This is a genomic window from Sphingomonas sp. Tas61C01 (assembly GCF_052567495.1).
This window is the reverse complement of record NZ_CP199583.1, coordinates 3743895-3756517: the sequence shown is the minus strand read 5'-3', so window position 1 is coordinate 3756517 and position 12623 is coordinate 3743895. Positions and strand designations below refer to the sequence as shown.

Below are 12623 nucleotides of genomic sequence, written 5' to 3'. Positions count from 1 at the left end.
CAATGGCGACTGGCAGCAGGACATAAACTGCCGGCTCGCTCAGGTGTCGGGCCTCAGCGGGGCCGCGGCGGATGCGGCTGGCTTCTGCAATCGCGGCGTCGGCGACCTCGAAGCGAACATCGGCAGCGGCGATTCCGGGGGCAGCGCGTTTATCGGCGGCAAACTTGCCGGGGTGATCTCATACGGGATCTCAGTCGGATACGAATATGGTGATTACTCGGGCGGGAATTATCCAGACGGCGGCTGGGGCGAGGGCGCCGGTTACGTGCCGATCTTCCTCCACGGCGACTTCATCCGCAGCGCGATCGCCGCGGTGCCGGAACCCGCGACGTGGGCGCAGATGCTGCTCGGCTTCGGCCTGATCGGCATGGCCACCCGTCGCCGCCGGCGCACCGTCGTCGTTCTCGCCTGATCCGATCCGGCCTCCGCGTCGCCTGTGTTGCGGAGGCCGTCCAGGGTATCTTCACCGTGGTGGTGATGCCCCAGGTCGCCGATCGATCGCTGACTGTCGATCGGACCGCTGCGCGACTGACGTACGGTTCCGGTTTCGGCGATCGGCGACCGCCTTCCCATCATCACCAACGACGCCGGCGCAACGGCCGTGCGATCAAGGGGGCCAACCATGCACATCAAATCGCTGGTCGTATCGACCATGTTTCTCGTGGCCTATGCCGTGCCGTCCCAAGCGGCGCGAACGGTCCAGTCGGGCGTCGGCGCCAACGGGATGAAGTGGACCGCCACCGCCCAGATCGTCGGCGTCACATCGACCGGCAGCACGCCGGCAGAGGGATCGCCGGCCACCGCGTCGGGCGGCGGCAACCCGATCTATCTGGCACCGAACCGCGCCGGCTACAGCGGCGTCGTCGGCTTGTTGATGACGCTCCGTGATGGCTCGATGGACGCTTGTTCGGGGACGCTGGTCGGCAACCGTTCGGTGGTGACCGCCGCCCACTGCGTCAGCGAAGGTGACGGTGTTCAGGCCGACATCGTCCGAACCCAGGTGTTCTTCTACGACGACGCCAGCAGCGATCGGGATCAGCGTTTCTACGATGAATGGACCGGCGACCCCACCCCCGGCGTTACCGCGATCGACGTCTCGAACTACACCATTGCTCCGGGGTATGAAGGCAGATTGTCCGTCGATCAGAACGATATCGCGGTGTTGACCCTCGCCGAAGCCGCGCCGTTGTTCGCCGAGCGATACGGCATCTATGACGTGGACGGCAACGGCGACACGGTCGGAAGCCTGAAGGGCAAGCAGTTCAACGTCGCCGGCTATGGCTACCGGTCCGACAGCGGCGGAGACAATGGCATCACGGGGCCGCACCGTTCGTCGACCGGCTTTCGACGTCAGGGGGATAACGTGTTCGACTTCGCCTGGGGCGACGAGGTGTTCGACGGTTTCCTGATCGACGAAATGGCGGCTTCGGGATCCTACGGGGTCGAATATTCCTATATGGCGGATATGGACAACGGGTTGGCGGCCCAGGACGGATCCTGCGCCTTCGTACAATACTTCAGCCCGCTCAGCGCGGTCGAGGCCCAGGCGCAAGGTTTCTGCACCACCGGCGTCGGCGAACGCGAAGTGAACACCGCTCCTGGCGATTCGGGCGGTGGCGGCTTCATCGACGGCAAGCTCGCGTCGGTGACCTCCTACGGCATGACCATGGCTTCGAGCGACCTGAACGGCGACATCAATTCCGGTTTCGGCGAACTCGCCGGTTTCGTGCCCACCTTCATCCACGCCAAGTTCATCCGCAGCGCGATCGCCGCGGTGCCGGAGCCGGCGACCTGGGCGCAGATGCTGCTCGGCTTCGGCCTGATCGGCATCGCCACCCGCCGCCACCGGCGGGGGGCGGTCGTCGCCGCCTGACCGCACTACGCGACGTCGTTGCTGCACGAAGTCGAAGCAGGAAAGACGGATGTTCTCGCCGAGCAAGCGATGATGCGACCTGTTCATGACGCAGTTCAAGTGCGTTGCGAGCGTGCGTTCCCGACAAAGATCGCCAGGCGAATGACTAGTCTGCAAACACCACTCTCGATTACTCACGCCAGTCAGCAATCTTGTTGACTCTTTTCAAAATCAAGGCATCATTAATGTTGAATTAAGATGTCAATGTTCGTCAACAAAGAGGGCTATCTATGCGTACCAGTCTGCTGATGTCATCGGCTGTTCTTCTATCGATGTATAGTTCGCCATCTAATGCTCTGGGTAACGTACAGTCCGGTATCGGTTCTGACGGAAGGACCTGGACCGCCACGAGTAACGTAATCGGGCGGACGCCGACGGCCGATGGTCAGCAGTACGACGTCCCCTATACGACGCGGGGCGGCGGCAACCCGATCTACATGGCACCGAACAGCAAGGGTTTCAGCGGCGTCGTCGGTATCCAGGTGGAGACCACCTTTGGCTTCACCTATAATTGCTCCGGCACGCTGGTCGGCAACCGGTCGGTCGTCACGGCCGCCCACTGCATCGGCCGCGGCGGCGGCGTCGTGGCGGGGGGCGTCGGCCGGACCCGGGTATATTTTCAGGACGATGCCGCCAGCCTGCGCGACGAGAGGATATATGGCGACTGGAAAGACGCGCTGCCGACCGGGGTGACCGCAATCGATGTGTCCAACTACGCGGTCAATCCCGCGTGGGACGGCTGGGCGGTCGTCGACCAGAACGACATCGCCGTCCTGACCCTTGCACAAGCCGCGCCGGCCTATGCGACGCGATACGAGATCTATGAGGATGAACTCCAAGGAAAGCAGTTCACCCTTGCCGGCTATGGCGGGCGATCGACCGTCGGCGGGGCACAGGGTGATAATGCGGTCTTGGGATATCGCCGCCAGGGCGAGAATGTCTTCGATCTGGCCTGGGGCGATCCTGCGTTCAACGGCTACTTCACCGACAGAGCAGCGAGCAACGGCGACTGGTACGTGGGCCCGTACGACCTGACCAGACATTCCTATATCGCGGACTTCGACGATGGCACGAAGGAACGAGACTCGTCCTGTCGTCTCGTCCAGCTGTCGGGCCTCAGCGACGCCGCCGCGACTGCCAACGGGTTCTGCGGGCTTGGGGTCGGCCCCCTCGAATCGGCGACTGCCGGCGGCGACTCGGGTGGTTCCACCTTCATCGACGGAAAATTCGCGGCCGTCATCTCATATGGGCTATCGTTCGGCGGAGAAGTGGGAGATTTGCCAGGTGACGGCGCCTTCGGCCAGGTCTCCGGATTCGTGCCGACGTCCCTCCACGCCAAGTTCATCCGCGACGCGATCGCGGCGGTGCCGGAGCCGGCGACCTGGGCGCAGATGCTGCTCGGCTTCAGCCTGATCGGCGTGGCGACCCGGCGGCGGTCGCGGCGGGCGGGCGCGCTCGCCTGATCCGGACTGCCGGGGCATGGGCGGCGCGCGTAGCGCTCGCGCCCGCCCGCCCCGATAGAAGGGAGGGCGCCGCAATGGGCGCCCTCCGGCCGTTCAGCGGCAGACCGTCACGCGACGATGGTGACGGAACTCGACATGGCAACGGTCGCGATGGCCACGGCCGTTGCGCCAGCCGTTATGACGGCCATTGTCGCGGCGATAATCATGCCGGTCGTAGCGATCGTTGTCGCGGTAGCCGCGATGATCCGAATAGCCACGGTGCTCCGAATAGCCGCCGCGATCGCGGTAGTTCTGCGCATCGGCGGCGGTCGACGAGACCAGGCCGGCGACGATCAGACCGACAGCGGCGAACATGGGTGCGATCTTCATCTCAGGTCCTTTCACCCGGGTATCGGGCATGCACCCGATCTACGCTCGCCGAGCAACATGGGTTCTGAACCGCATTGTAGGGCTGCGTACATCTTACCGTCGGTGGTGACGCGTGGCATCAGCGCAGGCGGCGCGCGGCCGGCTCGATCGCCGCCAATGCCTTCCCCACCGCCCGCGCCGCCGCGACCCGCCATACCGTGTTGCCGGTGTCGTCCGCGACCAGCAGCGCACCGGTCCGGTCGACGCCGACCCCGACCGGCCGACCCCGCACCTTGCCGTCCTTCACGAAGCCGGTGAGGAAATCCTGCACCATGCCCGCAGGACGCGCATCGGCGAAGGGCACGAAGGCGACCTTGTAGCCGTTCAGCTCGTCGCGGTCCCAGCTACCATGTTCGCCGATGAACGCGCCGCCGCGATAACGCTGCGGCAGGTTCGCGCCGGTGTAGAAGGTCAGCCCGAGCGCGGCGACGTGGCTGCTGAGCGCATAGTCGGGCGGGATCGCGCGCGCGACCAGGTCCGGGCGCTGCGGCATCACCCGCGGATCGACGTGACGGCCGTAATAGCTGTACGGCCAGCCATAGAAACCGCCGTCGCGCACCGAGGTCAGGTAATCAGGCACGAGGTTGGGCCCGAGCTCGTCGCGTTCGTTGACTACGACCCAGAGCGTGTTCGTGCCCGGATAGAAGGTCGGGCTGTTGGGGTTGCGCAGCCCCGATCCGAACACCCGCGACCGCCCGGTCGCGCGATCCACTTCCCACACCGCGGCACGGTCCTTTTCCGCCTCCATGCCGTTTTCGGTAATGTTGCTGTTCGATCCGACGGTCGCATAGAGCAGCTTGCCGTCGGGGCTCAGCGTCAGGCTCTTGGTCCAGTGGTGGTCGATCGGGCCGCCGGGAAGTTCGGTCAGTCGCACCGGCGGCGCGGTGATCCGGGTCTGGCCAGGCGTGAACGGGTAGCGCAGGATCGCGTCGGTCGCGGCGACGTAGAGGTAATCGTCCGCGAACGCGACGCCGAACGGCGCGTTGAGCTTGGCGATCAGCACGCTTCGCGTTTCGGGCACGCCGTCGCCATCGGCGTCCCGCAACAGCGTGATCTGGTTGGTGGGGCCGCTCGGCTTGGCGCCGCTCTGCCCGGTCGCGCGCTTCTGGACGAAGGACACGATCGGGTCCTTGGGGCGGGTGACGGGATCGAGGTTCGGGCCCTGCGACTCCACGACGAGCACGTCGCCGTTCGGCAACAGGACGACGTTGCGCGGGTGGTTGAGGTCGCGCGCGAACGCCTGGACCTGCAGGCCGGCGGGCGCGGTCGGGGTCTCGTTCGTGCCCCAGCCGACGACTTCCGCGACGTGAATCGGCGGCACCAGATATTGCTGCGGTGCCGGGAGTACCGGATGCGGCCCGATCTGCGTCCGCCGGTCGAACCTGGCGCCGCCGTCGTCGCACGCCGCAATCGACAGTGCCAAGCCCATCGCCGCGACGCCGTGGTGAACGCGGCTCAAGGCCGCACCCCGACGCGGTGCTTGTATACCAACGATCCGCCAAGCCAAGCGCTGACCAGCAGCAAGACCACCGAGATCACCGACAGCGTCAGCCCGGTCGGCACCACGCTGGTCCACCCGTCGCGACTGTGGACGAAGGCATTGAACAGCTCGATCACGAACACGCTGAGGTTGATGATCATGTGCGGCGTCGCCGGTCGCGCCTCGCGGACGCGTTTGTCGCCGGCATAGTCGATGATCCCGGTCAGCGCAGCGAGTCCACCCAACACCAGCCCCGCGGTGATCAGCCAGATCGAGAAGTTGCTCCACATGATGTTCGCCGACCCGACATAGGCGAGATCGGTCAGTAGCGCGCCGATGAAGCAGGTGATCGGAAACGGCACCAGCATCGGGTGGATCGGGTGCCCGAACAGCGTGGCGGTCGAGCGCGGATTGCCGGGCCGCGTCGCGTCGCGGGCGGACCTCGTATCTTGGTTCATGGTGGTTAAGCGAGCCGATCGCGTCTCTGTTCCCGTGGGATCCGATAGCTTGCTAAATGGTCGCATGCGGCTGAAGCAGGTTGCCTCGACCGTGTCCGACAGGGCAAGGTCGCTGCTGATGGCGAGCCGCACGAGCTCGCCCGAAGCGAAGAGGGCCCGATGCAGCGAACGACCTTGGCGACACGGGTATCGGCAACGGCGATAGCGCTATCACTTTTCGGAGCAGCGCCGGTTGGCGCCCAGCAGCAGGGCGGCGCTGCCGTCGCACTCACGATCGATACCGGCACGCCGGGTCCGACGATCGACCGCAACATCTTCGGCCAGTTCGCCGAGCATCTCGGCCACGGCATCTACGACGGTATCTGGGTCGGCGCGAACCCCGCCATTCCCAACGTCCGCGGCATCCGCAGCGACGTCGTGAAGGCGTTGCGCGACATCAAGGTGCCCAACGTCCGTTGGCCGGGCGGCTGCTTCGGTGACGATTACCACTGGCGCGACGGCATCGGCCCCGCCGCCAAGCGACCCTCGCGCCTCAACGCGGCGTGGGGCGGCGTGATCGAACCCAACAGCTTCGGCACGCACGAATTCATGGACTTCGCCGACCAGCTCGGCGCCGACGTGTTCGTCTCGGTCAATGTCGGATCGGGGACGGTGCAGGAGGCCGCCGACTGGCTCGAATATCTCACCGCGGACAAGCCGACGACGCTGGCGCAGGAGCGCGCCCGCAACGGCCACCCGGCACCGTACAAGATCAAGTATCTCGGGCTCGGCAACGAGAATTGGGGCTGCGGCGGCGCGATGTCGCCCGATCACTATGTCGAGGCGATGAAGCAGTTCGCGCATTATTCGCGCAACCTGAACACTGCGCAGGTCGGGGCGCAGGCGATGCAGCGCGTCGCGGTCGGTTGGGACAGCGGCAAGAGCGACTATACCGATGCGGTGATGAAGGCGTGGAAGGAAAAGGTCTGGAGCTGGGACATTGAGGGCCTGTCGCTTCACGCCTACACCATCCCCAATAGCTGGGAGAAGAAGGGCCCGAGCGTCGACTTCGGCACCGACGACTATGCCAAGGCGGTGAAGGCGACGCTGCAGATGGAAGGCTGGATCGGCAAGCAGAGCGCGATCATGGACCGCTATGATCCGGGCAAGAAGGTCGGGCTGTTCGTCGACGAATGGGGATTGTGGGCGGATCCCACGCCCGGAACCAATCCCGGCTTCCTCCAGCAGCAGAACACCCTGCGCGACGGCATCCTCGCCGCGCTCAATATCAACATCTTCATGCGCCATGCCGATCGCGTGCGCGGCACCAACATCGCGCAGATGATCAACGTGCTCCAGTCGATGATCCTGACCGACGGTCCGCGAATGGTGCTGACCCCGACCTACCATGTCTATCGCCTGTTCGTGCCGTTCCACGATGCGACGCTGGTGCCGGTCCGCTTCGATGCCGGAACGATCGAGACCGCGGGGGTGAAGCTGCCGCGGGTCGATGCTGCCGCCGCGCGCGATGCGCAGGGCAGGCTGTGGCTGTCGCTGGTCAACGTCGACCCCGATCGTCCGGCGAGTATCCGCACCGCGATCGCGGGCACGTCGGCGCGCACCGCGACCGGGCAGATCCTGACCGGCGCGAAGGTCGACAGCCACAACGACTTCGCGCATCCGAACGAGGTGGCGCCAACGTCGTTCGCCGGGCGCGTGGCCGGCGATCAGCTGCAGTTCGATCTGCCGCCGCGGTCGGTGGCGGTGGTCCAGGTTCGATAGCGGGTAGCGCCCGGCGGTCGAACGCTCAGGCCGATCGGGATCGATCGGGTTCGTGGCCGTCGATGTCGATCTGCAGGCGATCCGCCAGCGCGCCCAGCGCCACCGCATAGGCGTCGCGGTGCTCGGCGTAGCGGCGCCGCGAGGCTGCGACATCTTCCACCAGGTCGAAGCCGGCGGCCGCAAGTCGCTGGCGGTGTTCGTCTAACCGGGCGTGGTCGGGCTCGTCGCGATCCGCGGTGGCGCGGAACTGGCCGCCGACATCGGTGACCAGCCGGGTGCCCGTGCGCAGGAAGAAGTGCGCCCCGGCCCGCGCGCCGCCGGGCGGATCGGCGACCGCGGCGTCGAGCAGCGCCGCGGCATCGAGCACCGCGCCAAGTGCCGCCAGCCATTCGCACCGGCTATCGTTAGAACGGAAGAACACCAGGATCGGGAAGGCCCGATGGCTGATCGCGACCTCCGCGGCCCATTGCTCCCACGCGTCGAAGAACGCGCCGAGCCGCTCGACCACCCGTTCGCGCGCGAAGGTCTCGAGGATCGCGACTCCGGTCGGCGGCAGCGGCACATGCGCCTCCAGCCGCAGCACCATCGCTTCGCGACGCCCGAGTCCGCTCTGCAGCGAGATCAGGAATGTCGCGACCACGGTGACGATGGCGAGCCCGCTGATCGAGCAGACCAGGACCATGAAGCGGGTCAACGGCTCGCGCACCTCGTTGACGATGCCGAGCGTCGAGAAGGCCGATCCGGACGCGTAGATCGCGTCGCCCAGGGTCTTGAAGTGCGGTGTGAAGTTGGCGCGATCGGCCCAGAACACCAGGCCGAAGCCGAGGATCAGCAGCGTCGCCCAGATCACCAGCAGCAGCACCAGCATCAGCGGCGCGAGGCTCGCCCGCATCGTCTGCCGCAGCTGCCGATCGCCGATCCGGCTCGCCGTCGCATGCCAGCCGCCGAACAGCGCGTAGGTCAGCAGCGGCCCGACCCGCAGCCAACGCGCGCTGGCCCGCGGCACCAGCAGCGACCGGAAGATGTCGAGCGCGACGACGGTGACGATCGCTGCGCCGAGGACACCGATGACGCGATCAGGCACGGACGCTCAGCTCCGCCAGCCGCGCGCCATCGCAGACATCCGCAGCCTCGCCTTCCGCATAGCGGAACCAGGCGAAATCCGCCGACAGGCCGGTCCCCGCCATATCCTGGCATGCCATGCCGACGAAGGTGCCGGTGAAGTTCGGCAGCCCCGGCAGGGTCGCCTCGTCGGAGAGGATGCTGGCATCGAAGCACTCCTCGATCCATCGCCAGTGCGGCTCGCCCTCGATCCGGAAGGCGAAGCGTAGCGCCCCGTCGTCGACGTCGACACGCAGTTCGACGGGACCGGGCCCGATCGGCACGCGATCGGTCAGGACGCTGCTTCCCAGCTCCTGAGGGTAGGTCGACAGGACCTGGATCTGCCGGCCACCCTCCCCGTCCGCGGTGACCTGCAGGAAGTGGAACTTGGTGCTGTTGTAATAGCAGACCAGTCCCGCCGCCTGCTGGAAATTGGCGGGCGCGAAATCGAGCGCGGTCGACGCGGTGAAGCGGAACGCCTGCTGCCGCCGCGCGACCAGCGACTGGCAGAATTGACTGCCGATCGATTCGCGACCGAACAGGCGCAAATGGCCCTGCCGCGCCGACAGGCTGAAGAGATCGTCCGGATAGGGAGTACGCAGCCATTGAAATGCCGGCGGCAGCGTCGCCCCGTCAAAGGCGTAATGCTCGTCGACGGGCTGGTCGTTGGACGTCGCGCCGGCAACTTCGAACTCGAGTGTCGGATCGCCGCTTCCGTCGATCGTCCGCAGCCAGCCGTCCCCGCCCCAGCGCATCGGCTGGATCGCGGTCTCGCGCCCCATGATGCAGCGGTCGCTGCCCGGCAGCGGACGGCCGCACAGATAGACCATCCAGGTCTCGCCCGACGGCGTGTCGACGAGGTCGCCATGCCCCGTCCTTACCAGCGGCGTGCCCTGCTTGCCGCGGGCGGTCAGCACGACCTCGTCGGGGTGCACCGCATAGGGGCCGAACAACGCGCGCGATCGTGCCATCACCACGGCATGCTCGCGACCGGTGCCGCCCTCCGCAACCATCAGGTGATACCAGCCGTCGCGCTTGTAGAGGTGCGGGCCTTCGGTGAAGCCGAGCGGCGTGCCTTCGAAGATCACGCGGCGTTCGCCGAGCAGCCGACCGGTCCGCAGGTCCATCTCCTGCGCGACGATCCCGGCGAAGCGGCGCCGGCCCGGCCGGTGATCCCACAGCATGTTGAGCAGCCAACTGCGCCCGTCGTCGTCGTGGAACAACGCTGGGTCGAAGCCGCTGCTGTTCAGATGGACGGGATCGGACCAGTCGCCGTCGATCCGGTCGCTCCACACCCAGTAATTGTGGAAGTCGCGCAACGACATGCCCGACTGGCCGTCGGCGGTGGTGCGGCCATAGCGCTTCACATCGGTGTAGATGAGGTGGAAGCGGCCATCGGCATAGGTGAGATCGGGTGCCCAGACGCCGCAGGAATCGGGATTGCCGCGCATGTCGAGCTGGCTGGCGCGCTCCAGCGGCCGCTTGACCAGCGTCCAGTCGGCGAGATCGCGCGAATGGTGGATCTGCACGCCGGGAAACCATTCGAACGTCGACGTCGCGAGGTAATAGTCGGCCCCGACCCGCACGATCGAGGGATCGGGGTTGAAGCCACGGAGGATGGGGTTGCGCAGCGTCATGCGGGCTTACGGATCATCGTCCAGAGTAAAGCCGCGCCGACCAGATCGAGCAGCCCCAGCAGGATGAAAAACGGTTGGTAACCAACCTGATCGACGAACCTGCCGAGTACCAGCGTCAAGATCAGCACGCCGAGGTTAGCCGCGGTGCCGCCGATCCCGGTGGCGGTGGCGACCTGATCCTGCGGGAACAGATCGGACGACATCGTGATCACCGTCACCGACAAGGTCTGGTGCGCGAAGCCGCCGAGGCAAAGCAGCGCGACCGCGGCGACCGGGCTGGTGGCGCTGCCGACGAACATCATGCCCGTCATCAGCACCGCACCGAGGGTGAAGGCGGCGCGGCGTGCGTCGAGCAGGTGCAGCCCGCGACGCTGCAACGCCGCCGCGACCGCCGGCCCGAACAGGCAGCCCACATCCGCCGCCAGGAACGGCAGCCACGCGAACAACGCGATCTGCGTCAGGTCGAAATGCCGCACCTGGACGAGGTAGAGCGGCATCCACAACGACAGCATTCCCCACACTGGATCAGCGAGGAACCGTGCCGACGCGATCGCCCAGAGATCGCGGCGGGCGAGCAGTTCCTTCAGCGGTGGGCGACCGCGATGCTTGGCGAGGTTCTGTTCCTGGCCCGACAGGATCAGGTCGCGCTCGGCCTCCCCCAGCGCGCGGTGCCGGCGCGGGGGCGCGTACCAGATCACCCATGCGACCAGCCACGCCAGCCCCAGCAATCCAGCGACGAAGAACGCCGCACGCCAATCATGGTTGAGGACCGCCCAGGCCACCAGCGGCGGCGCGAACACCGCGCCGAGCGACGCGCCGATATTGTAGATGCCGCCCGCGGTGCCGCGTTCGCGCGCGGGAAACCACTCGGCGACCACCTTCATCCCCGCCGGCTGTGCCGATCCCTCGACCAGCCCGAGCGCGCCGCGCAGCCCGGCGAATGCGAACCAGCCGGTGGCCAATCCGTGCGCCATCGTCAGCAGCGACCAGACCGCCACGAACAGGCCGAAACCGAGCTTGAGCCCGATTACGTCGAGCACATAGCCGCATACCGGCTGCAACATGACGCCGAGCTGGAAGGCCCCGGTGATCCAGGAATATTGCGCCGACGAAATATGCTGTTCGGCCATGATCGTCGGCGCCGCCACCCCCAGTACGCTGCGGGTCAGGTAGTTGATGATCATCGCGCCGACGAACAGGCCGATGATCGTCCACCGGACATAAGGAAACCGCTTCACCTGCCCCCGGCGCCATTGTTATCGTTACCACCGATCTGGCAGCTTTCGCCGAACAGGGCAACTTGCGTTGCGATGTCGATCATCTAGCAAGGTCGCCGGGGCATGAACGGGAGCATATCGTGAGTAGAGCCGGCGGACGCGCACGCGGCGCGACGATCATCGATGTCGCCGCGCATGCGGGGGTTTCGCCGATGACGGTGTCGCGCGTGATCAACGGACGTCCCGGCGTTCGTCCGGCGTCGCAGGCGGCGGTGCTCGCGGCGATCGAGGCGCTCGCCTACACGCCCAATTTCGCCGCGCGCAGTCTCGTCACCTCCTCCGAACTCAAGATCGGAGTGATCTATTCGAACCCGAGTGCGGCGTTCATGAGCGAATTTCTGACCGGGGTGTTCGAGGAAGCGTCGGCGCGCGGCGCGCGGCTGGTCCTGCTAAAGGGCGCAGACGGGAAGCCGCCATCGGACGCGGCGATCGAGGACCTGGTCGCTTCGGGTATTTCCGGGCTGATCCTCACCCCGCCGCTCGGCGAATCGCCCGCGCTGCTGCGGGTGTTGCGCAAGGCCGGGCTGCCGATGGCGGCGGTCGGCGCCTATGCGTCGGCGGATGCGATCTGCGTGCGGATCGACGATCGCCAGGCGGCCTACGAAACGACACGGCACCTGCTCGACCTCGGCCACCGCCGGATCGGCTTCATCGTCGGCAACCCGGATCAGACCGCGACCTCGGAGCGGATGGCGGGCTTCTACGCCGCGATTCGCGAGGTCGAGGGCGCGGAGGCGACGGTCGCGCAGGGGGATTTCAGCTACGGATCGGGCCTCACGGCGGGTGAACAATTGCTGGGCAACGATCCTGCACCGACCGCGATCTTCGCGAGCAACGACGACATGGCCGCCGCGGTGGTGTCGGTCGCGCATCGTCGCCAGCTCGACGTGCCGCGCGAACTCACCGTCGCCGGGTTCGACGACACGACCGCTGCGGTGATGCTCTGGCCGCCGCTGACCACCGTGCACCAGCCGGTCCGCGATCTCGCCGCAGAGGCCCTGCGCCTGCTCGCTGCGGAGATCGCATCGCGCGCCGCCCCCGCCGATCGCCCGCACGATCACGTGCTCGCGCATCGCCTGATTGAGCGCCAATCCACCGCGCGTTGCCCCTGAAACCCAGCTTTCCG

Annotated in this window: 10 protein-coding genes and 1 pseudogene; 5 read left to right on the top strand and 6 right to left on the bottom strand. The window is 66.7% G+C overall.

The window, feature by feature from the left end; genetic code table 11:
* Positions 1-301 precede the first annotated feature (301 nt).
* From ACT009_RS17500 to ACT009_RS17490, 3 genes and pseudogenes are all read left to right on the top strand, one after another.
* A pseudogene (locus ACT009_RS17500) lies at positions 302-412 on the top strand (PEPxxWA-CTERM sorting domain-containing protein); the annotation flags it as partial.
* A 210-nt stretch (positions 413-622) separates the two neighbouring features.
* Complete coding sequence (locus ACT009_RS17495) at positions 623-1873, top strand: PEPxxWA-CTERM sorting domain-containing protein (RefSeq protein WP_445192326.1); 1251 nt, start codon at positions 623-625, stop codon at positions 1871-1873.
* A gap of 476 nt (positions 1874-2349) precedes the next feature.
* Complete coding sequence (locus ACT009_RS17490) at positions 2350-3375, top strand: PEPxxWA-CTERM sorting domain-containing protein (protein WP_445192325.1); 1026 nt, start codon at positions 2350-2352, stop codon at positions 3373-3375.
* Positions 3376-3468: 93 nt separating this feature from the next.
* Here the strand turns inward: ACT009_RS17490 and ACT009_RS17485 are convergent, their stop codons facing one another.
* The 3 genes from ACT009_RS17485 to ACT009_RS17475 all read right to left on the bottom strand — a co-directional run bounded on the left by ACT009_RS17485 (position 3469) and on the right by ACT009_RS17475 (position 5721).
* Positions 3469-3744, bottom strand: coding sequence for a hypothetical protein (locus tag ACT009_RS17485; RefSeq protein ID WP_445192324.1), 276 nt, complete (start codon positions 3742-3744; stop codon positions 3469-3471).
* Positions 3745-3862: 118 nt separating this feature from the next.
* Positions 3863-5212, bottom strand: a complete 1350-nt coding sequence (locus ACT009_RS17480; protein ID WP_445194132.1) for a PQQ-dependent sugar dehydrogenase — start codon at positions 5210-5212, stop codon at positions 3863-3865.
* 26 nt (positions 5213-5238) lie between these two features.
* Positions 5239-5721 carry a DUF2231 domain-containing protein gene (locus ACT009_RS17475; RefSeq protein ID WP_445192323.1) on the bottom strand — a complete coding sequence of 161 codons (483 nt, stop codon included), beginning with the start codon at positions 5719-5721 and terminating at the stop codon, positions 5239-5241.
* A 159-nt stretch (positions 5722-5880) separates the two neighbouring features.
* Between ACT009_RS17475 and ACT009_RS17470 the strand changes: the two genes are divergently transcribed.
* Positions 5881-7482 (top strand): alpha-N-arabinofuranosidase, encoded by a 1602-nt coding sequence (locus ACT009_RS17470; RefSeq protein ID WP_445192322.1) that lies wholly within the window; start codon positions 5881-5883, stop codon positions 7480-7482.
* Positions 7483-7507: 25 nt separating this feature from the next.
* Here the strand turns inward: ACT009_RS17470 and ACT009_RS17465 are convergent, their stop codons facing one another.
* From ACT009_RS17465 to ACT009_RS17455, 3 genes are read right to left on the bottom strand one after another with little or no spacing between them, the layout of a single operon-like run.
* Positions 7508-8566: a hypothetical protein gene (locus ACT009_RS17465; RefSeq protein WP_445192321.1), complete on the bottom strand. Its 1059-nt coding sequence runs from the start codon at positions 8564-8566 to the stop codon at positions 7508-7510.
* Positions 8559-10220, bottom strand: coding sequence for a glycoside hydrolase family 43 protein (locus ACT009_RS17460; RefSeq protein ID WP_445192320.1), 1662 nt, complete (start codon positions 10218-10220; stop codon positions 8559-8561). Before ACT009_RS17460 ends, ACT009_RS17465 begins: the two co-directional genes overlap by 8 nt.
* A complete protein-coding gene (locus tag ACT009_RS17455; protein WP_445192319.1) occupies positions 10217-11458 on the bottom strand; it encodes an MFS transporter in 1242 nt (413 codons plus the stop codon). The genes ACT009_RS17460 and ACT009_RS17455 overlap by 4 nt, the downstream gene beginning before the upstream one ends.
* 116 nt (positions 11459-11574) lie before the next feature.
* On the opposite strand from ACT009_RS17455, the gene ACT009_RS17450 reads away from it, so the two are divergent.
* On the top strand, positions 11575-12609 hold the full coding sequence (locus tag ACT009_RS17450) for a LacI family DNA-binding transcriptional regulator (RefSeq protein WP_445194131.1): 1035 nt from the start codon (positions 11575-11577) through the stop codon (positions 12607-12609).
* Positions 12610-12623: the final 14 nt, after the last annotated feature.